Here is a 23,616-nt window from a genome sequence, read left to right on the forward strand (position 1 = left end):
CGACTCCTGGTTGCGACCGTGATTGTGCGGTGCTGCTGTTACGATTTAAGTGGTGCCCATGGGCAGGATCGAACTGCCGACCTCTCCCTTACCAAGGGAGTGCTCTACCACTGAGCCACATGGGCGAATCTTGCTACGAAACCAACTTTGGCACGCAAACTCTGGAGCGGGTGAAGGGAATCGAACCCTCGTCATAAGCTTGGAAGGCTTCTGCTCTACCATTGAGCTACACCCGCATGGGCGACTTCTTCACCTGTCTTGCCAGGTTTACTGCCAGTAAATTTGGTGGAGAGGGCTGGATTCGAACCAGCGTAGGCGTAAGCCAACAGATTTACAGTCTGCCCCCTTTAGCCACTCGGGCACCTCTCCGCAGAGAACTTGCAATTATGCGCATACTCATAGCGCATGTCAATCACTTCCCGAGAATTTTCAAGATATGCGACCGGCTTCCATTCCATTGCCACTGCGCGTGGCAGGCCGCCCGCCGGTCTTCCAGACAGTCGCAGACGAGGCGCTCACTGGAGAGTGGCTGTATGCGCACTAGCACCTCGCATGAGCCAGTCGAAAGGCATCTCGAGCACCTCCGAAGGGGCTTGCAGCCACCTTACTGCGCATGACGCCCCACTTGGAGCCCAGCAATCGCCCTGCGCGTCATACGATCACCGGGGGAACCTGCCCGGGACCGTCAAGAGTGGGAGAGGCGGCATGATGTGAGATGCATGACTCATACCGCGACGCAGCATGCCGCTGCGATGGATATCATCACACAAAGCGGGCAAACAATAGCGCAAACGCGCTGCTGCTGAGAACTGGTAGTGCCAAGGACGCTAGGGCCCGCGGGAGCGCGGGCCCTATGCCGCCTCCTTGCCGCCCGAGCGCCAGACACGGGGAGAGTGCCTGGACATAAACGCAAGCAATCCAGCTGATGACTGAACCAGCATTCATGTGGATGCTGCTGGAATGTTCCGGGAAGGCAGGCGAGAGGGCAATGCAACCGGATCAAGGATGTGAGCACTGGCCGGAGTGAATCGCTGCAGAAGGGGGACGAATGAAGGGTTAGGTGGAATGGAGCCTGGAAGCCGATATTGCGCGGGCGGGCGCTATGGTGATTCTGTCGCTGTAAAAGCAAAACCCCCACAAGCGTGAGCTTGCGGGGGTTTTAAAGGAGAGCCTGGCGATTACCTACTTTCACACGGGAATCCGCACTATCATCGGCGTGGAGTCGTTTCACGGTCCTGTTCGGGATGGGAAGGGGTGGTACCAACTCGCTATGATCACCAGGCATGACTTGTTGTTTCGCTGCAGAGGTCAACGAAACCAATCGGGGATGTAGTCGTGCAGCGTTGCTGCACGTGGAATGGGTTGTAACTGAATCAGGCACAAGCTGGTTTCAACCTGCGAAACATACTTGTTATAGGATCAAGCCTCACGGGCAATTAGTACTGGTTAGCTTAACGCATTACTGCGCTTCCACACCCAGCCTATCAACGTCCTGGTCTCGAACGACCCTACAGGGGAATCAAGTTCCCAGGGATATCTCATCTTCAGGCAAGTTTCCCGCTTAGATGCTTTCAGCGGTTATCTCTTCCGTACATAGCTACCCTGCGATGCCTCTGGCGAGACAACAGGTACACCAGCGGTACGTCCACTCCGGTCCTCTCGTACTAGGAGCAGCCCCCGTCAAATATCCAACGCCCACGGCAGATAGGGACCAAACTGTCTCACGACGTTTTAAACCCAGCTCACGTACCTCTTTAAATGGCGAACAGCCATACCCTTGGGACCGGCTACAGCCCCAGGATGAGATGAGCCGACATCGAGGTGCCAAACACCGCCGTCGATATGAACTCTTGGGCGGTATCAGCCTGTTATCCCCAGAGTACCTTTTATCCGTTGAGCGATGGCCCTTCCATACAGAACCACCGGATCACTATGTCCTGCTTTCGCACCTGCTCGACTTGTCGGTCTCGCAGTTAAGCACGCTTTTGCCATTGCACTTTAGGCACGATGTCCGACCGTACCAAGCGTACCTTCGAACTCCTCCGTTACAGTTTGGGAGGAGACCGCCCCAGTCAAACTGCCCACCATACACTGTCCCCGACCCGGATTCACGGGCCAAGGTTAGAACCTCAAACAAACCAGGGTGGTATTTCAAGGATGGCTCCACGCAGACTGGCGTCCACGCTTCAAAGCCTCCCACCTATCCTACACAGATCGGTTCAAAGTCCAATGTAAAGCTGCAGTAAAGGTTCATGGGGTCTTTCCGTCTAGCCGCGGGGAGATTGCATCATCACAAACACTTCAACTTCGCTGAGTCTCGGGAGGAGACAGTGTGGCCATCGTTACGCCATTCGTGCAGGTCGGAACTTACCCGACAAGGAATTTCGCTACCTTAGGACCGTTATAGTTACGGCCGCCGTTTACCGGGACTTCAATCAAGAGCTTGCACCCCATCATTTAATCTTCCGGCACCGGGCAGGCGTCACACCCTATACGTCCACTTTCGTGTTTGCAGAGTGCTGTGTTTTTATTAAACAGTCGCAGCCACCAATTTTTTGCAACCCCTTCACCCTCCTGGCGCAGGCCAGTCAAGCTACAAGGGCGTACCTTATCCCGAAGTTACGGTACCAATTTGCCGAGTTCCTTCTCCCGAGTTCTCTCAAGCGCCTTAGAATACTCATCTCGCCCACCTGTGTCGGTTTGCGGTACGGTCTTGTTAAACTGAAGCTTAGAGGCTTTTCTTGGAACCACTTCCGATTGCTTCGCGGCACAAGGCCACTCGTCCCAACCCCTTGAATTACGCGCCCGGATTTGCCTAAGCGCCTTCTCTGAGTCAGAAACCGGGACATCCAACACCCGGACAACCTTCCGCGATCCGTCCCCCCATCGCATTTAACAATGGTGCAGGAATATTAACCTGCTTCCCATCAGCTACGCATCTCTGCCTCGCCTTAGGGGCCGACTAACCCTACGCCGATGAACGTTGCGTAGGAAACCTTGGGCTTACGGCGAGGGGGCTTTTCACCCCCTTTATCGCTACTCATGTCAGCATTCGCACTTCTGATACCTCCAGCATCCTTTACAAGACACCTTCACAGGCTTACAGAACGCTCTCCTACCATGCGTGCAAGCACGCATCCGCAGCTTCGGTGTATTGCTTAGCCCCGTTACATCTTCCGCGCAGGACGACTCGATCAGTGAGCTATTACGCTTTCTTTAAAGGGTGGCTGCTTCTAAGCCAACCTCCTGACTGTTTTAGCCTTCCCACTTCGTTTCCCACTTAGCAATACTTAGGGACCTTAGCTGGCGGTCTGGGTTGTTTCCCTCTTGACACCGGACGTTAGCACCCGATGTCTGTCTCCCGTGATTGAACTCTTCGGTATTCGGAGTTTGCTATGGCGAAGTAATCCGCAATGGACCCCACAACCATGACAGTGCTCTACCCCCGAAGGTTAGACACGAGGCACTACCTAAATAGTTTTCGGAGAGAACCAGCTATTTCCAGACTTGTTTAGCCTTTCACCCCTATCCACAGCTCATCCCCTAATTTTTCAACATTAGTGGGTTCGGTCCTCCAGTACGTGTTACCGCACCTTCAACCTGGCCATGGATAGATCGTCTGGTTTCGGGTCTACACCCAGCGACTGAACGCCCTATTCGGACTCGCTTTCGCTACGCCTTCCCTAGTCGGTTAAGCTTGCCACTGAATGTAAGTCGCTGACCCATTATACAAAAGGTACGCCGTCACCCCCGAAGAGGCTCCGACTGTTTGTATGCATGCGGTTTCAGGATCTATTTCACTCCCCTCCCGGGGTTCTTTTCGCCTTTCCCTCACGGTACTGGTTCACTATCGGTCGATTACGAGTATTTAGCCTTGGAGGATGGTCCCCCCATCTTCAGACAGGATTTCACGTGTCCCGCCCTACTTGTCGTACACCTAGTTCCACAAATCAGTTTTCGCATACAGGGCTATCACCTGCTATGGCCGGACTTTCCATCCCGTTTTGCTAACTGTTCTGCTAAAGAGTACAAGGCTGTTCCCATTTCGCTCGCCGCTACTTTGGGAATCTCGGTTGATTTCTTTTCCTGCGGCTACTTAGATGTTTCAGTTCACCGCGTTCGCTTCCGTAACCTATGGATTCAGTTACGGATGACCCATTCGGGCCGGGTTTCCCCATTCGGACATCTCCGGATCAAAGCTTGTTTGCCAGCTCCCCGAAGCTTTTCGCAGGCTACCACGTCCTTCTTCGCCTGTAATCGCCAAGGCATCCACCACATGCACTTGTTCGCTTGACCCTATAACGAGTATGTCTCGAAAGACTTTGCTCATTACAGGTTGAGTTTTAGCGTTGTGCCGTATTCCAAGTCATCTTTCGATCACTTAAATACTTTTGATACAATCACAACCCGATATCGCGTTTGTATGTGCGCCTCATCAACGCACCGCGATATCTTTACTACATCCCTAATTGTTAAAGAACAGCCGAGTTTGCTTTTTCAAGCGCTCGTCTTGGCTATGCCAAACGCAAGCACACTCGCATGTGCTTGCGTTTAGCATTCCAATTCCAAAGGTGTGGTGGAGGATGACGGGATCGAACCGACGACCCCCTGCTTGCAAAGCAGGTGCTCTCCCAGCTGAGCTAATCCCCCATCTGTGAAGCTCGGATCCTTGCGAACCCATCCTGCAACACGCCTTGAATGGTGGGTCTGGTAGGACTTGAACCTACGACCCCCGCCTTATCAAGACGGTGCTCTAACCACCTGAGCTACAGACCCTTGGCTGTAACATCAAACAAACCGATAAGTGTGGACGCCTGCTTTTGAATGCACGCTTTGAAAGGAGGTGATCCAGCCGCACCTTCCGATACGGCTACCTTGTTACGACTTCACCCCAGTCATGAACCCTACCGTGGTAATCGCCCTCCTTGCGGTTAGGCTAACTACTTCTGGTAAAGCCCACTCCCATGGTGTGACGGGCGGTGTGTACAAGACCCGGGAACGTATTCACCGCGGCATGCTGATCCGCGATTACTAGCGATTCCAGCTTCACGTAGTCGAGTTGCAGACTACGATCCGGACTACGATGCATTTTCTGGGATTAGCTCCACCTCGCGGCTTGGCAACCCTCTGTATGCACCATTGTATGACGTGTGAAGCCCTACCCATAAGGGCCATGAGGACTTGACGTCATCCCCACCTTCCTCCGGTTTGTCACCGGCAGTCTCTCTAGAGTGCTCTTGCGTAGCAACTAAAGACAAGGGTTGCGCTCGTTGCGGGACTTAACCCAACATCTCACGACACGAGCTGACGACAGCCATGCAGCACCTGTGTCCACTTTCCCTTTCGGGCACCTAATGCATCTCTGCTTCGTTAGTGGCATGTCAAGGGTAGGTAAGGTTTTTCGCGTTGCATCGAATTAATCCACATCATCCACCGCTTGTGCGGGTCCCCGTCAATTCCTTTGAGTTTTAATCTTGCGACCGTACTCCCCAGGCGGTCAACTTCATGCGTTAGCTTCGTTACTAAGGAAATGAATCCCCAACAACTAGTTGACATCGTTTAGGGCGTGGACTACCAGGGTATCTAATCCTGTTTGCTCCCCACGCTTTCGTGCATGAGCGTCAGTGTTATCCCAGGGGGCTGCCTTCGCCATCGGTATTCCTCCACATCTCTACGCATTTCACTGCTACACGTGGAATTCTACCCCCCTCTGACACACTCTAGCCTTGCAGTCACAAATGCAATTCCCAGGTTAAGCCCGGGGATTTCACATCTGTCTTACAAAACCGCCTGCGCACGCTTTACGCCCAGTAATTCCGATTAACGCTCGGACCCTACGTATTACCGCGGCTGCTGGCACGTAGTTAGCCGGTCCTTATTCTTCCGGTACCGTCATCCCCCCGAGGTATTATCCCAAGGGATTTCTTTCCGGACAAAAGTGCTTTACAACCCGAAGGCCTTCTTCACACACGCGGCATTGCTGGATCAGGCTTTCGCCCATTGTCCAAAATTCCCCACTGCTGCCTCCCGTAGGAGTCTGGGCCGTGTCTCAGTCCCAGTGTGGCTGATCGTCCTCTCAGACCAGCTACTGATCGTCGCCTTGGTAGGCCTTTACCCCACCAACTAGCTAATCAGATATCGGCCGCTCCTATAGCGTGAGGCCTTGCGGTCCCCCACTTTCACCCTCAGGTCGTATGCGGTATTAGCTAATCTTTCGACTAGTTATCCCCCACTACAGGGCACGTTCCGATATATTACTCACCCGTTCGCCACTCGCCACCAGGTGCAAGCACCCGTGCTGCCGTTCGACTTGCATGTGTAAGGCATGCCGCCAGCGTTCAATCTGAGCCAGGATCAAACTCTATAGTTTAAATCCAAGTTTTCGCTCTTACTCGAGCGGTCGCTCTCATCAGAATCTGACGATAGATGTTTCCATCTACCTCATACTTCTGTGTGAGCACTTCATATTACTTTAGCTAGAGGCCGAAACCTCCGCATCCGCAACCAAGCGCCCACACTTATCGGCTGTTTGTTTGTTAAAGATCTTCAGTCACTGAACTTTGTCCAACTGACTTTGTACTGCTCACCTCTTACTGCTTCGTTCTGCGCTGCGTTCGTTGCAGCAGAGAAACGAGATTATGAAGAGCTTTTACCTCTTCGTCAACTACTTTCTGAAATCTTTTTTATCCAGACCCCAGCGCAGTCAACTCGCAGCACTCATCCAAATTCCCCGGAGAGCACCACCCAGCAAGCTTCGGCAGATTTCTCATCCACCCCACTCACCGTCACCACCCAAACCCCGCCGCCGCTTGCGCTGCGTCGCTGTTCTGTAGCGAGGGCCGAATCTTAGGCAACTTTTGGAGGCTTGGCAAGTGTTTTCTTATAATTGTTATTTGAGGCTGTTAAAGAGGCCGGATAACCGGCCTGCGATTCCGGCGATGGAGCCCTCGGCTCCCCCGCATCAAATCCTCAGCCAGCCTGTATGGCTCGCCCGGATTCCGGAGCAAGCCCAACCACACTCGCGTACGCCGCTCATGCCACTTTCCACCCCACCTTCTGCCGCAGCCCCCGACCAGACCGACGAGGCTATCCGGGCGGAGACCGTCCGCTGGCTGGAACGCGCGGTCATCGGGCTGAATCTGTGTCCATTCGCGAAGAGCGTCCATGTGAAAGGGCAGATTCGTTATGTCGTTTCGCGCCACGCATCGACAGAGGGCCTGCTGGAGCAACTCGAAGTCGAACTCAAGGCCCTTGCCGAAACAGATGCGGAAGTCGTCGATACGACCGTGATGATCTGTCCACATGCCCCCCAGGATTTCACCGCGTTCAATGATCTGTTGACATTGGCCGACCTGACGCTTGCGTCGCTGGGGCTGCGGGGCAGGCTGCAGATTGCTAGTTTCCACCCGAATTACCGGTTTGACGGGAACGAGCCGGAGGCCATCGAAAACTACACGAACCGCGCTCCATATCCGATACTTCATCTGCTGCGCGAGGCGAGCATCGACCGCGCCGTGGCCGCCGTGCCGGACGCCGCCGACATCTATGAGCGCAATGAAGCGACCATGCGCGCGCTGGGCCACGCAGGCTGGAAAGACCTATGGAAGCCGTAGCCGCGGCAGGCTGAACGGGTGGCGACACCTTCTTTTTGCAAGCGCTCTGGGTACAATCACGCCATGCAATATATCCACGTCGTTAACGGCGATATCGCCGGCAATGTCCTGCGCCAGGCACTCGCCCAGGCAGCCCGCCCCGACACGGTCATCGTGCTGCGTGACGACCTGGCGGTGGGCCCGCTGACGGATGTCGACGGCGCAGGCGTGCAGCGCGCCCAGTTCTGGCAGCGCGTGGCACCGAATAGCGGCATCGACTTTGCGTTGGAGATGCGGGCGGCGCTGGGACAACTGCAGGAATTGAAAACCGGGGATACCGAGATTGCCATCTGGCACGGCCAGAGTGCCTCGGACCAGCTGATGCTGCGCCGCGTGGTGTTTCACATGCACCAGTTTCCGCAGCGGATCAACGAGGTTGCGCTTGATGCGCGCGAACTCGAGGTGCCATTGCAGCGTAATCTGACCAGCATCGGCATGTACCCGCCGGCGCGCCTGGCCCGCCGGTTTTCCACCATCGCGCCCGTTTCGGTCCTGCGTCTTGGCCGGCTGGGTTACGAGTGGCAGCAGTGCGTGCGCGAAAACGCGGACGTCCGGCTGTGGAAAGGCAACACCCTCGTGCCGGCGGCGTACTACAACGTCGACGAAGTGATTCTGGAGTACACCCCGCGCGAATGGGCGCCTGCCATTGAGGTCGTGACCAGCATCATGGGCAAGATCGAAGGCCTGCTGGCCACTGATTGGTTTGTATTCTGGCGCTGCCGGGAGCTGATCGGCAACGGCCAGCTGGTCCTGCGCGGCGACGCGGATTCGCTGCAGACCTGCGAGTTGCGGCGCAATCTGCTGCCCGACGCCGAGTAATCCCCAGCAGGCGACATGTGGTGCCATGGCGACATCTAGGCCGCCGTTCAGCCCCCAGGGGACATATAAGGGAAAACCCTTACATCTTTCTGACAATTCCGCTAGAATGGCATTGTGCATCGCACAATTGCACCCTCGGTGCGGTGACCCGGAGAAACTCCTCGTCACACCTCTCATCCAAGCAATAGCTGGATAAGATTCCATGTGCGACTGAAAAGGAAAGAGATTGAACCCACTTGAACTCAGCCAGGCCGTCGGCGCGCTCTCCGAAGAGGATGTGCGGCGTTCGAGCGGTGACGCCAACCGTCCTGCCGTCATGGTGCGCGAGCTTGCCGCCCACCATCGCGCACGGCTGCGGGCGCACCTGCTGAGCCTCGGGGAAGAAGACCGGCTGCTGCGCTTCGGCCAAGTCGTGGCCGATCCGGTCATCGAAGCCTATGTCGACAATATCGATTTCGATCACGACAAGGTTTTCGGGGTGTTCAACGACCACCTCGAACTGATCGGCGCCGCGCACCTGGCGTACTTGCGGGACAACGCGCAAGGCAAGATTGCCGAATTCGGCGTGTCGGTCGCCGCCGAAGCACGCGGCCGCGGCATTGGCAGCGCGATGTTCGAGCGGGCAGCCACGCACGGCCGCAACAATGGCGTACACACGCTGTACATGCACTGCCTGTCGCGCAACCGGGCGATGATGCATATTGCCCGCAAGGCCGGCATGAAGGTGCACCTCGAATATGGCGAGGCTGACGCCTATCTGGAACTGCCGCCGGCCAATACGGCCAGCCACCTCGCCGAGGCCCTGGAAGAGCAGGTCGCCGACCTTGACTACATGCTCAAGCGCAACCTGCGCAACGCCCGCCGCTTCGGGCAGCGCTTCTGGCGCTCGTTCTCGCCGGCCAAGGGTACGGCCTGATTCGCCTCGACGGCTGGTGGGGCCTGGCCGCCCCCCATCTGGTGCACTAGCCGCCCGGCAGTGACGCCGGCAGCGGCAAGGCCGTCGTTTCCTTGATGCTTTCCAGTGCAAAGCTGCTGCGCACGTCGATGACCGACGGATGCGAGAGCAGCTGGTCTTTCATGAAGCGCGAGAAGTGCTCCATGTCTTCCACGTACACCTTCAGCAAAAAATCCATTTCGCCAGTCATGGCATAGCACGCGACCACCTCCGGCCAGATCTCGATGGCGGCGCGAAACAGGTCGGCCGGCGTCTTGCCCTTGGGTGCGCCCCCCTGCTTTTCCAGACGCACGTTGACATAAGCCAGCAATCCGAGCCCGATCTTGCGCGGCTCGAGCAAGGCGGCGTATTGCCGGATCACCCCGCTTTCCTCGAGCCGGCGGATGCGCCGCAGGCACGGGCTGGGGGACAGGTTGACGCGCTCGGCCACCTCCAGGTTGGTCAGACGGCCGTTGCCCTGCAACACCTCCAGGATCTTGCGATCGATTTTGTCCAGCGCCGCATCAATCATGAATGTTGCTCCGCAATATATTTTTCAGCAATCTTGTTGCCAAAATCTATCAAGACTTGAACTATTTAGCAATTTTCGGCGCTTAGACCCGTCCTACACTGCAGGCATCAGCCACGCCTCGCGTCCGTCGCCTGGAGACCACCATGACGAAGCCCCGCTCCTCCGCCTCCCCCGCCGCCGCCCCGCCGACCGCTTCCACCAACGCACCGCACTCCGCATTTAAGCCCTGGGACAACCCCATGGGCACCGCCGGTTTCGAGTTCATCGAATACGCCGCACCGGATCCCACCGCCATGGGCAAGCTGTTCGAACGCATGGGCTTCACCGCCATCGCGCGCCACCGCCACAAGGACGTGACGCTTTATCGCCAGGGTGGGATCAACTTCCTGATCAATGCCGAGGTCGACTCCTTTGCCCAGCGTTTTGCGCGCTTGCATGGCCCTTCCATCTGCGCCATCGCCTTTCGCGTGCAGAATGCGGCGGACGCTTATCGCCGCGCGCTGGAACTGGGGGCTTGGGGCGTCGATACCGCCAGTGGGCCGATGGAGCTGAACATTCCCGCCATCAAGGGCATCGGCGACTCGCTGATCTACCTGGTGGACCGCTGGCGCGGCAAGAATGGTGCGCAGGAAGGCGATATCGGCAACATCAGCATCTACGACGTGGATTTCGAACCTATCCCGGGCGCGCCATCCAGCCCTTTGGGGGTGGGCCTGTGCCATATCGACCACCTCACGCACAATGTGCACCGCGGCCGCATGAAGGAATGGGCCGATTTCTATGAGCGCTTCTTCAATTTCCGCGAGGTCCGCTATTTCGACATCGAAGGCCAGGTGACAGGCGTGAAGTCGAAGGCCATGACCAGCCCCTGCGGCCAGATCCGCATTCCGATCAACGAAGAAGGCACCGAGAAAGCCGGACAGATCCAGGAGTATCTGGACATGTACCACGGCGAAGGCATCCAGCACATCGCCCTGGCCTCGAATGACCTGTACGCCTCGGTCGATGCCCTGCGCGCCAACGGCGTGAAGCTGCTCGATACGATCGACACATACTACGAACTGATCGACAAGCGCATTCCGGGCCATGGAGAATCGGTGGAGGCCTTGCGCAAGCGCAAGATCCTGATCGACGGCGCGCCGGGCGACCTGCTGCTGCAGATCTTCTCGGAAAACCAGCTTGGACCGATCTTCTACGAGTTCATCCAGCGCAAGGGCAACGAGGGCTTCGGGGAAGGCAATTTCAAGGCGCTGTTCGAATCCATCGAACTCGACCAGATGCGACGCGGCGTGCTGGAAGCGCCCGCCACCTGACCGGCCGGCGCCTGACAGCGCCGATCAAGAAACCGCTGCCGGTGCTCAGCGTGCGCCGACTGCCGGCAGCGGCAGTTCTTGCCGCACGCCGTTGCGCTCGAGCACCACGCGCCGCGGCTGGACTTCGACCAGCACGACCTCCGGTGCGAGCGACCCGCCCGTGCGCACCACCTTCGGTTCGCCGCCGTCCATTGCCAGAATGGCCGCGCCGCGCGGCCCGTCCGCCACGACGCCAAGCAGGCGAATGTCGCGGTTCGCGCTGCCGCGCGCGCCGCCAAACAGGGTGCGCACCGCGCCGGTTTCCAGGGCCTGCGGCTGCACGACCTGGCCCTGCGCCGGGAGCGGCAGCGTGCGCAAGGACATCCACGTCGTGATCCAGTAAGCCAGCAATGCGCAGATGGCCAGGAACAGCAGCAGGCTGACCAGGCGCGGCATTCGGGCGGAGAACAGGGACAATGGCATGCTTGGGGTGCGGCGCGGCCGCGAAGGATCGGGAGCCCACACAATACCGCATGCCGGTGACGCCTGCTACCGCCACCACCGTCCAGTCCGGTCGCCACAGAATGTGCATATTCGGACGTTATACTGTGCAATCCGCTGCCATCCGCTCTCGAGGTTACGCATCGCCATGTGCACGCTGCTCCGCCGAACCCTTTGCCAGTCCACGCCTTCCCGGGGTACCCGCCGTCCGTCGCGCGGTTTCACGCTGATCGAAATCATGGTGGTGATCGTCATTCTCGGCGTCCTGGCGGCCCTGGTCGTCCCCAAGGTCATGAGCCGGCCGGACGAAGCGCGCATCATCGCCGCGAAACAAGATATCGCCGCCATCATGCAGGGCCTGAAGCTCTACCGACTCGACAATGGCCGCTACCCGACCAGCGAACAAGGCTTGCAGGCGCTGGTCAGCAAACCCAGTGCCGAACCGGTGCCCAATAACTGGAAAGGCGGCGGCTACCTGGAAAAGCTGCCCAAGGATCCCTGGGGCCAGCCGTACCAGTACCTGAATCCGGGCGTGCGCGGCGAGCTCGATGTCTTCAGTTTCGGCGCGGATGGCCAAGCCGGCGGCAGCGGCAACGACGCCGACATCGGCAACTGGGAATAAGCCGGCCTGCGCCCATGCCTGCGCTCCTGTCGTGCGGTACAGTCCCGCAAACTGACGGGCGGCCCGCCGGCTCGCGCCGGCCGTGGGCAAGCGGCTGGACCTCATCCCCTCGTCACGTTCTTCCGCACTGTCGTGGCATCCACTGGTTCCGCCCACGAGGTATCGGCATCAGTACCCGCCGCGGCACCCGCGCCAGTACCGGCTTCACCCTGATCGAACTCCTGGTAGTGCTGGTCATCGCCGGCGCCGCGCTGGCGCTGGTGGTGGTGCAAGCCACCCCCAACGAACAATCGCGTCTGCGCGACGATGCCGACAAGATCGCTCACCTGTTCGCGCTGGCCGACGAGGAGGCACAATTGCGCGCCCAGCCACTGGCATGGGAAGGCGATGTGCGCGGCTGGCGCTTCCAGACACAACGTGGCAACGAGCCGCCAGTCCTTCAGCAGGACGTGCTGGCGCCCGGTGCATGGGCACGGCCGCTTGATGCCGTACGCCTGACACGCGGCACCACCGCTGTGCCGCCGCGCCTGCTGTTCGGCGAGGAAACCATCAGCCAGCCATTCCGCCTGACACTCGTCCGCGACGGCCTCAGCACCACGGTCGTCGGCGACGGCGCTGGCACATACCGGACGGAAACGCCATGAGATCCCGTGCCGCATCCGCCAGCCCGTACCATGCCGGCCGCAGCGTCCACGTGCGCCACATACTCGGCTTCACCCTGATCGAGGTGTTGGTCGCCCTGACCATCGTCGGCGTTGCCCTCGGCGCCGCGATGCGCGCCATGGGCAGCATGACGCAGGCGAGCCATGACCTGCGCCTGCGCATGCTGGCCAACTGGAGCGCCGAGAACCACCTGGCCGGGCTGCGCCTCGACAAACGCTGGCCGACGCCCGGTACGCGCACGGTCAGCTGCCCGCAGGGCACGGTGGCACTGGTCTGCGTGGAAACCGCCAGCGCCACGCCCAATCCCGCCTTCCGGCGCGTCGAGGTGGCCGTGTACGCGGCCGGCGACCCAAGCGCGCGACTGGCCTGGCTGGTCACACTGCAGCCCGATCCGGGCCGGAACCTGTTCTGACATGCGCGCACGCCATACAGGCCTCAATACAGGTCTCAATACGGGCTTCACGCTCATCGAACTGCTTGTCGCCATTACCCTGCTGGCGGTGATTGCCGTACTGTCCTGGCGCGGTCTGAACAGTCTGATGCGCGGCCGCGACGCCATCGTCAGCGAGGAGGCGCGCCTGCGCGCCCTGAACCGCACCTTCAGCCAACTCGACAGCGATTGCGCGGCCCTCGCCGACGCGCAGGCATTGCAGCGCAGTCCGGTCCTGCTTGAACCCAACCGGCTTGTGCTGATCCGCGACCGTCGCGAGCCGCAACAGCCTACGCAATGGCAGGTCGTGACCTACGCGCTCGATACGGGCCGGGTGATCCGCACGGCCAGTGCGCCGCTCCCCGACACCACGCAACTGGCAGCGGCACTGCAGGCTGGCGCGACGGTGACCGGTCCGACCGCAGCCACCTCGGTCGCCCTCGTCGAGGATGCCACGCAACTGAGCGCACGCGCCTGGATCGAACCAGGTGGCTGGGTTGCGCGCAGCACCGCCGTCGACGCGGCACTGCAGCCGCCCCCCGCCGTTGCCGGACAAACCCCGGCTACGCCAGTGATCCGCGCCGTGGAACTGAGCCTCGACGTCGCTACCGGCGGCAGCACGCCACAGCGTTATGCCAAGACTTGCCTGACGGGACGCTGACCCATGCCCCGGCCTGCCCGCCCCCGCCTCTTCCACCCTCGGTGCAGCCACGCCGCCCAACGCGGCGCGGCCATCGTCACAGCGCTGCTGGTGGTCACGCTCGCCGTGGTACTGGTATCGGGCCTGCTGTGGCGCCAGCAGGTGCAGATCCGCTCGATCGAGAACCAGCGCCTGCGCGCGCAGGCCGACTGGATCTTCACCGCCGCGCTCGACTATGCCCGACTGGTGCTACGCGACGATCTGCGCCGCACCGCCGTCGACCACCTCGGTGAAGTCTGGGCGGTGCCCATCGCCGAAACCCGCCTGTCCGATTTTCTCGGCGCCAGCCTGCGCACCGACACAGCCGGCGAAACCTCCTTCCTCGCCGGGCGCATCGTCGATGCCGAAGCGCGCTTCAACCTGACCAACCTGGTCAACCTGATCACCGTGAACGGCGTGACGCGCAGCGCGGGGCCGAACGTGGACGCTATCGCCGCCTATCGTCGCCTGCTCACGTTGCTGAATCTCAACCCCGACCTGGCCGAAGTCACGGCGCAGCATCTGCAGGCCACGCTCGGCGCCAGTCCTGCCGGACCGACCCCGGCCGCCGCGCCGGCGCCGCGCGCCCATCCGCTGCGCGACCTCGACGACCTGCTGGCGATTCCCGGCTACGATCCGGCCAGTGTGGCGCGGCTCGCGCCTTTCGCCATCGTGCTGCCGCAACGCTCGACCCACAACGCCAACACCGCCTCGGCTGAAGTCATGAGCGCCCTGCTCGATGGCCTGACCCTGCCGGCCGCACGCACGCTCGTCGCCCAACGCGCGCGGGCGCACTACAACAGTCTGGCCGATCTGCAAAACCAGTTGCGCGCCGCAGCACCCGAGTTGCCAGCACGCAGCCTTGCGGCGTTCGATGTGCGCAGCAGCCATTTCCTGGTTTACGGACAGGTCCGGCACGAACGCGCCGAGCGTGTACGCGAGGCCCTGGTCTACCGCCACGCGGCCAACGTGCCGGAGGTCACCCGCGTGCTCTGGATCCGTCCGGTACCGAGCCTGCCGGCCAATCCCTGACCGTCTGGCTCGGGCAAACCGTCGATCAGCCGCGACGCAACGCGCGCGCCATGCAGACTGGACCATTGACGCACGACTGTCATGCTGGCAAGGTACGCTGCGGGCTGGAGGCACCAGCCTCTGCCCTTTTACCGACTCCATTTACCGACTCCAGCGAGGTCGTTTGGTCACGTCCGTCACGTCTGTCTATGTCCGTCTGCCCCACCGCCCTGGCGGCGGCGCCCCGACTGCCGAAACCTGGCAGCTCGGTCCGGTCCGCTTCGCCCTGGTGCGGGAAGACGCTGCTCAGACCATCCTGCGGCAAGGACAGGCCTTGCCCGACGATTTACCCGCCGCCGACCGGCTGATCCTGATCTTTGCCGCCAGCGATGTCTGGACGGCAGAAATCCCCGTACCGCCTCTTGCCAAAACGAAGTTGCGCCAGGCGCTGCCACATCTCGTCGAAGACCGTCTGGCTGGCGACCCGCTGCAATGCCATATCGCCACCCGGACCGCTGCGGCGCGCGGCGCGCCGCAGCCGCAGCCGGTCGCCGCCATCGACCGCGCCTGGTTCCGCCACGTGCTGGGCGCGTTCAGCGTACAGTCACACCGGCGCCTGCTCGCCCTGGCCGCGCAGCATTGCCTGCCGACCGGCCCAGGTGACTCAGAGGGGCCAACTCAGCCAAGCGGTGACCCCGTGCTGTCCAACGTCACCACCGTCGCCATCGAGACCACGCGCCCTGCGGATGCGACGCTCGCGGCGATTGCCGGCAACACCTGCGACATCACGGTCCGTCCGGCAACCGGGTCCGGCTATGGCCTGCAGCTCGCCCCGGAGAGCCTGCCGCTCTGGCTGGCCATGGCGGGCAGCGAGGTGCGGCTGCTCGCGCCCGCCACGGAAGCCGCAACGCTGGCGGCCGCGACCGGGCACCGCGTCGAGCCACTCGACTGGCCCGTCTGGATCGCCGGCACGCGGGCGGCGCTGGCCTCCGCGTCGGCTGTCGACCTGTGCCAGTTCGAATTTGCCGGTGAAGCTGGGGGCGCACGCCTGTGGCAGGCCTGGCGCGTGCCGGTCGCACTCGCGGCCGGCCTGCTGCTGGTCCAGGTGATCGGCATGAACACGCACTGGCTGATGCTGCGCCAGCAGAAAAATCAGCTCGTCGCCGGCATGGAGCAGACGCTGCGCGATGCCTTCCCGCGCACGCCTGTGATTGTCGACGCGCCGCTGCAGATGCGCCGCGAGGTGGAACAATTGCGCCTCGCCAGCGGCAAGAGCGGACCCGACGATTTCCTCCCGCTGGCCGACCGCTTCGCGCAAGCCGCGGCAACCTTGCCGCCCGATGGCCTGCTGGCGCTCGACTATCGCGGCAAGACCCTGCGTGTCACGCTCAAGGACGGCCTCGACACCGCCGCCCTGCGCACGGCGCTACGCACTGCCGGACTGAGCATGTCGCCCGCCGACGCTCCGCAGGCTTCCCCCCCGGCAGACCGTCCCGCGCCGGCTGGTGCGGTGCCACGCCAGGGCAGCCATTGGACCGTCGCCCTGGCAAGCTGAAACCATCATGTCCACACCTGATTTCCGCACCCTGGCCAGCTCCCTTTCCCGCCGCTTGCCGCGACGCCCCGCCATGCCGGAGGCCCTGCGGACACGCTGGGAGGCGTTCTGGACCAACCTCGCGCCACGCGAGCGACGGCTGGTCGCGGGCGCGATTGCCGTCGTGGTCCTGGCCTGCGCCTACCTGCTGCTGTGGGAACCGGCGACGACGGGTCGCGCCCGGCTCGCGAAGGAATTGCCGGCCCTGCGCGAACAGGCGGCGCAGATGACCACGCTGGCGCGTGAGGCCCGCACACTGGCGAGCCACATGCCGCCGCCGCAGCAAGGCGAGGCACAGCGCGCCGCCCTGGAAAGCAGTCTCGCCAGCCATGGCCTAAAGCCCGTACAACTGTCGATCCAGGGTGAAACGGTCCAGCTGCAGCTCGACGGCATCGCCTTCGGCGCGTGGACCGACTGGCTTGCCAGCGTTCGTGATGCGCAGCGGCTCAAGGTTACCGAGGCGCAGGTGCGCTACGTTGGCGCACCGGCCATCGTCAATGTGCGCGCGGTGCTGCAGGCACCCTCGCCGGCGGGGCGCTGAGCATGGCCGCCCAGCTCGAATCGCTGCGCGTCCCGCGCCCCCGTGCACGCGAACGCACGCACCCGCGCTGGCGCAGCCTGCTCGGCTGGAGCACGCTCGGCGGCGTAGCGCTGCTCCTGACCCTGGCCGCCACCTGGCCCGCGACATGGGTCGCCACGGCGATTGCCGAACGCACCGGCCAGCGCGTCATCCTCGCGGATGCCAGCGGCACACTGTGGCGCGGCGCCGCCACGCTCGCCCTGGGCGCCGGACCGGAAAGCCATCAGGCCACCGTGCTGCCGGGCCGGCTGCACTGGCAACTGTCCGCCCTGGCCCTGCTGCGCGGCCGCGCCGTGATCGACCTGAACCACGATACCGCCTTGCCCGCCGCCGTACGCTTCACCGTCACACCCGCTGGCTGGCAAAGCGGCGCGGGCGTGCTGACCTTGCCTGCGGCCCTGCTGCAAGGTATTGGCGCCCCCTTCAATACACTGCAGCCGGAAGGCCGCATGCAGATCAGCTGGAACCCACTGTCCGGCACGCTCGGGCAGGGCATTCGCGATGGCGATGCGACGGTGCGCCTCGATCAGCTGGCCTCCAACCTGAGTCCGATCCGGCCGCTCGGCAGCTATCTCGCCCGCCTGCGCTGGCAGGATGGCAACGGCAGCCTGACGCTGGCCACGCTAGACGGACCGCTGCTGCTCGATGGCGCAGGCACGCTGGGCCGCAACGCCCGTTTCGAAGGCACGGCGCGCGCCACGCCCGAAGCCGCCACCGCCCTGAACGCATTGTTGAGCCTGATGGGCCGCCGCGAAGGCACACTGACCCGGCTACGCTTTTGAGCCGCACCTGACACTTTCTATGACGCCCAACCGAACCATGACCCTGCCCACCCGCTGCCTCGCCCTGGCCTGCAGCCTTGCGTTGGCACTGCCGCCGGCCGCCATGGCCCAGAACCGCGCCAGCACCAGTGTCGGCGATAGCCCCACAGCACGCTCGAACCAGGTATCGTTGAACTTCGTCAATGCCGAACTCGATACCGTGGTGCGCGCCGTCGGGCAGGCCACCGGCCGCAACTTCGTCATCGACCCGCGCGTCAAGGGCACCGTCAACCTGGTGACAGAACAGCCGGTGTCGCAGGCCCAGGCGCTCGAGACGCTCGGCTCGGTGCTGCGCATGCAGGGCTATGCGATGGTCGACAGCAACGGCTTCACCAAGGTCGTGCCGGAAGCGGACGCCAAGCTGCAGGGCGCGCCGACCACGGTCGGCGGCAAGGCGCTGCGCGGCGACCAGGTAGTCACGCAGATCTTCACGTTGAACTACGAGTCAGCCACCAATCTCGTGCCAGTGCTGCGCCCGATGATCGCGCCCAACAACACGGTGACCGCCTACCCCGGCAACAACACGCTGGTCATCACCGACTACGCCGACAACCTGCGGCGCATTGCCCGCGTGATTGCCGCCATCGACAATCCGGGCGGCGGCGGCGGGGTCGATACCGTGTCGCTCGAACACGCGCTGGCGGTCGACGCTGCCGCACTGGTGCAGAAGATCTTCGATCCGGGCGCGAGCGGCGTCAACGATCCGTCGCTGAAAGTCAGCGCCGTCGCCGACGCGCGCAGCAATTCCGTGGTGCTGCGCGGCGCGAGCGGCGCCCGCCTGCAGCAGGCCAAGGCGCTGCTGGCCAAGCTCGACCGGCCGGGCGCGGAACGCGGCAACATCCACGTGGTACCGCTCAAGAACGCCAACGCCGTGGCGCTCGCGCAAACCCTGCGCGCCGTGATCGCCGCCGATGCCAGCTTCCGCGGCGAAGGCGGCCAGGGCGGCGCGCCCGCCGCACCCGCCCCGATGCAAGCTGGCGCAGGCGCGGTCGCCACGCCGGTCAGCACGGCGGCTATGCCCGCCGGCAATACCGGCAGCGGCCTGGGCGGGGGCGCTATCGCTGCCAGCTTCGCAGCCGACACGCGCCCGACCACGGGCGGTATCGTCCAGGCCGACACCGCCACCAACTCGCTGATCATCACCGCTTCCGATCCGGTCTACCGCAATCTGCGCGGCGTGATCGAGCAGCTCGACGCACGGCGTGCGCAGGTCTATGTCGAATCGATGATCGTCGAGATCTCCTCGACGCGCGCCTCGGAGCTCGGCATCCAGTGGCAGGGCATTTCGGGACGCCTGTTCGGCGGCACCAACTTCACCAGCGGCGGCAGCAACATCCTTAATTTGTCGGGCGCCGCCAACGCGCTCACCAACCGCAACGGCAGCAATATTTCCTCCGCAGCCGCCGGCATGATCCCGGACATCCCCGGCCTCAACATCGGCGTGCTGGACCGCGCACTCGGCCTCGGCGCGCTGCTGCGCGCCTTTGCCAACGACGACAGCGTCAACATCCTGTCCACGCCAAACCTGATCACGCTCGACAACGAAGAAGCCAAGATCCTCATCGGCCAGAACATTCCGGTGACCACCGGCTCGTACGCGCAGACCGGCAGCAGCGCCACCGTTACGCCGTTCAACACCTTCGACCGCAAGGACGTCGGCATCACGCTGCGCGTACGGCCGCAAATCTCGGAGGGTGGCACGGTCAAACTGCAGATCTACCAGGAATCGTCGTCCGTCGTGCCCGGCACGCTGAATGCGCAGCAGGGCCCGACCACCAACGTGCGCTCGATCGAGACCAATGTCCTCGTTGACGACGGCCAGGTCGTGGTGCTCGGAGGCCTGCTCGAAGACACCTACGGTAACGGTCTCGAGAAAGTGCCCGGCCTCGGCGACATTCCAGTGCTCGGCGCGCTGTTCCGCTACGAGGCCAAGACGCGCCAGAAGACCAACCTCCTCGTCTTCCTGCGCCCCTATGTGCTGCGCACCGCCGCCGCTACCGACAGCGTGACGCTCGACCGCTACGACTACATGCGCAGCGGCCAGCAGAGCTACGAGTCGCCCAACTGGATCATGCGCGACAAGGACACACCGTTGCTGCCGCCCATCGACGCGCCGCGTAACCCGCTCGTCGATCCGCGCCCGCAGGCCGGTCGGCTCGGCACGGTGCCGGTCCGCCCCGGCGTGGAACAGACGGCCGCCGTCGGCACGGCGGGCCGCCCGGGCGCGGTACCGGAGGGCAACATCGTCAACGGCCGCGCCCCGACCGGACCGATCGATGACGAATTCCTGCGCAACCGCAAGGGGATGACGCAGTGAACGACGCGACGCCCGAGGCGATGGCAGTCCCGCCGCAACCGGTGGGGCCCGCCGTGTCGCATGCGCCATCCGGCTCAGCGGTGGCACCAGTGGTACCGGCTCGGTCGACATCCGCAGCCGTTGAAGCCCCGAGCCGCGAACCCGTCACGCCGTCGCCGCTGGCCGCCCGCCTTGTGCCATACGCCTTCGCCCGCGACGCCCGCCTGCTGATTGCCCAGCAAGCCGATGATGGCGTGGACGTGTGGATCTGCCCACAGACCGTACAGGCCGCGCTGGCCGAACTGTCGCGCGTGTACGGCACGGTGCGGCTGCACATGGTGACCGCCGAGCAGCTCGAACAGGCGGCCGCGCAGGCGTACAACACCCAGGCTGGCGGCGCCGCGCAGGTAGTGGACGAGGTCGAAGGCGAAGTCGATCTGTCGCGCCTGATGCAGGACATCCCCGCCATCGAGGACCTGCTCGAGAGCGAGGATGACGCACCGATCATCCGCATGATTAACGCGCTGCTGACGCAGGCCGCGCGTGAAGGCGCCTCCGACATCCATATCGAGCCGTTCGAGAGCGGCTCGGTGGTGCGCTTCCGCGTCGATGGCACGTTGCGCGACGTGGTGCGCCCCAAGAAGGCGCTCCACGGCGCGCTGATCTCGCGCATCAAGATCATGGCGCAGCTCGACATCGCCGAAAAGCGCCTGCCGCAAGATGGCCGCATCACGCTGCGCGTCGGCGGCCGGCCAGTCGATGTGCGCGTCTCAACGCTACCGACCGGCCACGGCGAACGCGCCGTGCTGCGCCTGCTCGACAAGGAAGCCGGCCGGCTCGACCTGGCGCGCCTCGGCATGAGCGCGGAAACGCTGGCGCGCTTCGATCACCTGATCCGCCAGCCGCACGGCATCGTGCTGGTCACCGGCCCCACAGGCTCGGGCAAGACCACCACGCTGTATGCCGCCATGACGCGCCTCGATGGCCAAAGCGCGAACATCATGACGGTCGAGGATCCGATCGAATACGACCTCGACGGCATCGGCCAGACGCAGGTCAACCCGCGCATCGACATGACCTTCGCCAAGGCCCTGCGCGCCATCCTGCGGCAGGACCCGGACATCATCATGATCGGCGAGATCCGCGACCTCGAGACCGCGCAGATCGCGGTACAGGCTTCGCTCACCGGCCATCTCGTGCTGGCCACGCTGCACACCAACGATGCTGCCTCGGCCGTCACGCGGCTGACCGACATGGGCATCGAGCCGTTCCTGCTGTCATCGTCGCTGCTCGGCGTGCTGGCGCAGCGGCTGGTACGGCGCCTCTGTCCGCACTGCCGCATGGAGACGGCAGTCGATGCGGGCGTGGTGTCGGGCGACAATCAGCGCCATCTCTGGCACCCGGTCGGCTGCGCAGAATGCGGCCACTCCGGCTACCACGGCCGCAGCGGCGTGTACGAACTGCTGACCGTCGACGACACGCTGCGCGCATTGATCCACAAGCAGGCGCCGGAGGCCGAACTCAAGGCCGCCGCCCTCGCCGCCGGCATGCAGACCATGCGCGACGACGGCCAGCGCTGGGTCGACGAGGGCGTGACGTCGCTCGAAGAAGTGCTGCGCGTGACAGGCGCCTGAGCGGTCACGGAGACAAGCTGCCATGCCCGCCTTCCGCTACGAAGCCGCCGACGCCGCCGGCAAATCCGACAAGGGCGTACTTGACGCTGACAGCGCCAAGGCCGCGCGCAGCCTGCTGCGCCAGCGCGGGCTGACGCCCATCAGCGTCGAGCCGCTGACCGGGCAGGCACAGGCCACGCGCACCCGCCGCCATTTCGGGCAGCGCCTGTCGACGCGCGAGCAGGCGCTGCTGACGCGCCAGCTCGCCAGCCTCATCACCGCCGGCCTGCCGCTCGACGAAGCGCTCGCGGCGCTGGCTGACCAGGCGGAACGCCCCTATGTGCATGAACTGCTGGCCGCGATCCGCGCCGAGGTGGTCGGCGGCAATGCGCTGTCCGCCGCCCTCGCCCAGCATCCGCGCGATTTCCCCGACATCTACCGGGCCCTGGTGTCGGCCGGAGAGCACTCCGGACATCTCGGCCTCGTGCTGACGCGCCTCGCCGACTACATCGAATCGCGCAACGCGCTCACCGGCAAGATCATGCTGGCCTTCACCTATCCGGCCATCGTCACGGTCGTCGCCTGCGCCATCGTCATCTTCCTGCTCAGCTATGTGGTGCCGCAAGTCGTGAGCGTGTTCGCCAACACCAAGCAGCAACTGCCGACGCTGACCGTGGTCATGCTGGCCCTGTCCGATTTCGTGCGCGGCTGGGGCTGGCTGGTGGCGGCGCTGCTGATCGCCGGTACTTGGCTGGCACGCCGCATGTTGCGCCAGCCGGCCGCTCGACGCGCCTGGGACGGCTGGCTGCTGACCGTGCCACTGGCCGGCCGGTTGATCCGTGGCTACAACACCGCACGTTTCGCCAGCACGCTGGCGATCCTCACCAGCGCCGGCGTGCCGATCCTGCGCGGCCTGCAGGCCGCCGGCGAAACACTCAGCAATACCGTCCTGCGCGAGAACGTCGAGGATGCCACCGCGCGCGTGCGCGAAGGCACCTCGCTGGCGCGCGCGCTTGCCGCGCAGAACCAGTTTCCGCCCGTCCTCGTGCATTTGATCCGCTCCGGCGAAGCCACCGGCAACCTGCCCGATATGCTCGACCGCGCGGCGCAAGGCGAAGCAGCTGAGCTCGAGCGACGCACGCTGTTCCTGACCGGGCTGCTCGAACCCGCGCTGATCCTCACCATGGGTCTCGTGGTGCTGCTGATCGTGCTGGCGGTGCTGATGCCCATCATCGAAATCAACCAGATGGTGCGGTAACGCCCCGTGCCCCTCCCCGCGCGACCCTCGAAACGAAACCCGGAAGCGCAATGCGCCACGGCATCCCTGTCGCGCGATGCACGCACGGACCGCCGCCAGGATGTCGATCATGCGGTACTTTTTCCGGCGTCCGGGCCGGCGGGCGAAGCGCTCTATTGCATTGCAAGATGCCGCGTCCGCCCAGCTGGTGTAGGATCGAAGCGACACATGCGACAGAGATAGGCAACGCCGCAGCCGCGCGGCACGCTCCACAAGAGCGCGATGCGCCTGGCTGCTTCGTCCGATGGTTCGGCGATCCCGATCCGCTTCTGGAGGAGCT

At 63.1% G+C, this 23,616-nt stretch carries 17 protein-coding genes, 5 tRNA genes and 3 rRNA genes; 15 read left to right on the forward strand and 10 right to left on the reverse strand.

Going from position 1 to position 23,616, the window contains the following annotated elements:
• Nucleotides 1-50 precede the first annotated feature (50 nt).
• From ACQ3C8_RS13815 to ACQ3C8_RS13850, 8 genes are all read right to left on the reverse strand, one after another.
• Nucleotides 51-125: transfer RNA gene (locus tag ACQ3C8_RS13815), tRNA-Thr, on the reverse strand.
• A 37-nt stretch (nt 126-162) separates the two neighbouring features.
• Nucleotides 163-236 (reverse strand) — tRNA-Gly (locus ACQ3C8_RS13820).
• A gap of 47 nt (nt 237-283) precedes the next feature.
• Nucleotides 284-369 (reverse strand) — tRNA-Tyr (locus ACQ3C8_RS13825).
• An 800-nt stretch (nt 370-1,169) separates the two neighbouring features.
• Nucleotides 1,170-1,282, reverse strand: a 5S ribosomal RNA gene (gene rrf / locus ACQ3C8_RS13830).
• A gap of 133 nt (nt 1,283-1,415) precedes the next feature.
• Nucleotides 1,416-4,296, reverse strand: a 23S ribosomal RNA gene (locus ACQ3C8_RS13835).
• A 278-nt stretch (nt 4,297-4,574) separates the two neighbouring features.
• A tRNA-Ala gene (locus tag ACQ3C8_RS13840) sits at nt 4,575-4,650 on the reverse strand.
• A gap of 49 nt (nt 4,651-4,699) precedes the next feature.
• Nucleotides 4,700-4,776, reverse strand: a tRNA-Ile gene (locus ACQ3C8_RS13845).
• Nucleotides 4,777-4,836: 60 nt separating this feature from the next.
• Nucleotides 4,837-6,370, reverse strand: a 16S ribosomal RNA gene (locus ACQ3C8_RS13850).
• The 16S, 23S and 5S rRNA genes sit together here with 2 tRNA genes alongside, the layout of an rRNA operon.
• A 664-nt stretch (nt 6,371-7,034) precedes the next feature.
• Here ACQ3C8_RS13850 and ACQ3C8_RS13855 point away from each other — a divergent pair.
• The 3 genes from ACQ3C8_RS13855 to ACQ3C8_RS13865 all read left to right on the forward strand — a co-directional run bounded on the left by ACQ3C8_RS13855 (nt 7,035) and on the right by ACQ3C8_RS13865 (nt 9,387).
• Nucleotides 7,035-7,613, forward strand: coding sequence for a DUF1415 domain-containing protein (locus tag ACQ3C8_RS13855; protein WP_428851854.1), 579 nt, complete (start codon nt 7,035-7,037; stop codon nt 7,611-7,613).
• Nucleotides 7,614-7,676: 63 nt separating this feature from the next.
• Nucleotides 7,677-8,471 carry a DUF1835 domain-containing protein gene (locus tag ACQ3C8_RS13860; RefSeq protein ID WP_009522927.1) on the forward strand — a complete coding sequence of 265 codons (795 nt, stop codon included), beginning with the start codon at nt 7,677-7,679 and terminating at the stop codon, nt 8,469-8,471.
• A gap of 226 nt (nt 8,472-8,697) precedes the next feature.
• Nucleotides 8,698-9,387, forward strand: a complete 690-nt coding sequence (locus ACQ3C8_RS13865) for a GNAT family N-acetyltransferase (protein ID WP_009522926.1) — start codon at nt 8,698-8,700, stop codon at nt 9,385-9,387.
• Nucleotides 9,388-9,433: 46 nt separating this feature from the next.
• Here ACQ3C8_RS13865 and ACQ3C8_RS13870 read toward each other — a convergent pair whose 3' ends face one another.
• Complete coding sequence (locus tag ACQ3C8_RS13870; protein ID WP_428851855.1) at nt 9,434-9,937, reverse strand: Lrp/AsnC family transcriptional regulator; 504 nt, start codon at nt 9,935-9,937, stop codon at nt 9,434-9,436.
• A gap of 239 nt (nt 9,938-10,176) precedes the next feature.
• Between ACQ3C8_RS13870 and hppD the strand changes: the two genes are divergently transcribed.
• On the forward strand, nt 10,177-11,250 hold the full coding sequence (gene hppD / locus ACQ3C8_RS13875) for a 4-hydroxyphenylpyruvate dioxygenase (protein WP_428853091.1): 1,074 nt from the start codon (nt 10,177-10,179) through the stop codon (nt 11,248-11,250).
• A 45-nt stretch (nt 11,251-11,295) separates the two neighbouring features.
• On the opposite strand, the gene ACQ3C8_RS13880 is transcribed toward hppD, so the two are convergent.
• Nucleotides 11,296-11,712, reverse strand: coding sequence for a type II secretion system protein N (locus ACQ3C8_RS13880; protein WP_428851856.1), 417 nt, complete (start codon nt 11,710-11,712; stop codon nt 11,296-11,298).
• Between the two features lie 166 nt (nt 11,713-11,878).
• Here ACQ3C8_RS13880 and gspG point away from each other — a divergent pair, with 166 nt between their 5' ends.
• The 11 genes from gspG to gspF all read left to right on the forward strand — a co-directional run bounded on the left by gspG (nt 11,879) and on the right by gspF (nt 23,297).
• A complete protein-coding gene (gene gspG / locus ACQ3C8_RS13885) occupies nt 11,879-12,352 on the forward strand; it encodes a type II secretion system major pseudopilin GspG (RefSeq protein WP_009522922.1) in 474 nt (157 codons plus the stop codon).
• Nucleotides 12,353-12,366: 14 nt separating this feature from the next.
• On the forward strand, nt 12,367-12,996 hold the full coding sequence (locus ACQ3C8_RS13890) for a GspH/FimT family pseudopilin (RefSeq protein WP_428851857.1): 630 nt from the start codon (nt 12,367-12,369) through the stop codon (nt 12,994-12,996).
• The gene (gene gspI, locus ACQ3C8_RS13895; protein WP_428851858.1) at nt 12,993-13,427 is read left to right on the forward strand and encodes a type II secretion system minor pseudopilin GspI; all 435 of its coding nucleotides are present in this window, start codon (nt 12,993-12,995) and stop codon (nt 13,425-13,427) included. The genes ACQ3C8_RS13890 and gspI overlap by 4 nt, the downstream gene beginning before the upstream one ends.
• A 1-nt stretch (nt 13,428) precedes the next feature.
• Nucleotides 13,429-14,106, forward strand: coding sequence for a PulJ/GspJ family protein (locus ACQ3C8_RS13900; protein ID WP_428851859.1), 678 nt, complete (start codon nt 13,429-13,431; stop codon nt 14,104-14,106).
• Nucleotides 14,107-14,109: 3 nt separating this feature from the next.
• On the forward strand, nt 14,110-15,156 hold the full coding sequence (gene gspK, locus ACQ3C8_RS13905; protein ID WP_428851860.1) for a type II secretion system minor pseudopilin GspK: 1,047 nt from the start codon (nt 14,110-14,112) through the stop codon (nt 15,154-15,156).
• A gap of 163 nt (nt 15,157-15,319) precedes the next feature.
• On the forward strand, nt 15,320-16,690 hold the full coding sequence (gspL, locus tag ACQ3C8_RS13910) for a type II secretion system protein GspL (RefSeq protein WP_428851861.1): 1,371 nt from the start codon (nt 15,320-15,322) through the stop codon (nt 16,688-16,690).
• Between the two features lie 7 nt (nt 16,691-16,697).
• Nucleotides 16,698-17,270 (forward strand): type II secretion system protein GspM, encoded by a 573-nt coding sequence (gspM, locus tag ACQ3C8_RS13915; protein ID WP_428851862.1) that lies wholly within the window; start codon nt 16,698-16,700, stop codon nt 17,268-17,270.
• Nucleotides 17,271-17,272: 2 nt separating this feature from the next.
• Complete coding sequence (locus ACQ3C8_RS13920; RefSeq protein WP_428851863.1) at nt 17,273-18,091, forward strand: type II secretion system protein N; 819 nt, start codon at nt 17,273-17,275, stop codon at nt 18,089-18,091.
• A 19-nt stretch (nt 18,092-18,110) separates the two neighbouring features.
• Complete coding sequence (gspD, locus tag ACQ3C8_RS13925; protein WP_428851864.1) at nt 18,111-20,447, forward strand: type II secretion system secretin GspD; 2,337 nt, start codon at nt 18,111-18,113, stop codon at nt 20,445-20,447.
• 20 nt (nt 20,448-20,467) lie between these two features.
• Nucleotides 20,468-22,060: a type II secretion system ATPase GspE gene (gene gspE / locus ACQ3C8_RS13930; RefSeq protein ID WP_428853092.1), complete on the forward strand. Its 1,593-nt coding sequence runs from the start codon at nt 20,468-20,470 to the stop codon at nt 22,058-22,060.
• Between the two features lie 22 nt (nt 22,061-22,082).
• A complete protein-coding gene (gene gspF, locus ACQ3C8_RS13935) occupies nt 22,083-23,297 on the forward strand; it encodes a type II secretion system inner membrane protein GspF (RefSeq protein ID WP_009522912.1) in 1,215 nt (404 codons plus the stop codon).
• Nucleotides 23,298-23,616: the final 319 nt, after the last annotated feature.

The organism is Imbroritus primus, assembly GCF_964332355.1.
In the GTDB taxonomy this organism is placed as follows: domain Bacteria; phylum Pseudomonadota; class Gammaproteobacteria; order Burkholderiales; family Burkholderiaceae; genus Imbroritus; species Imbroritus primus.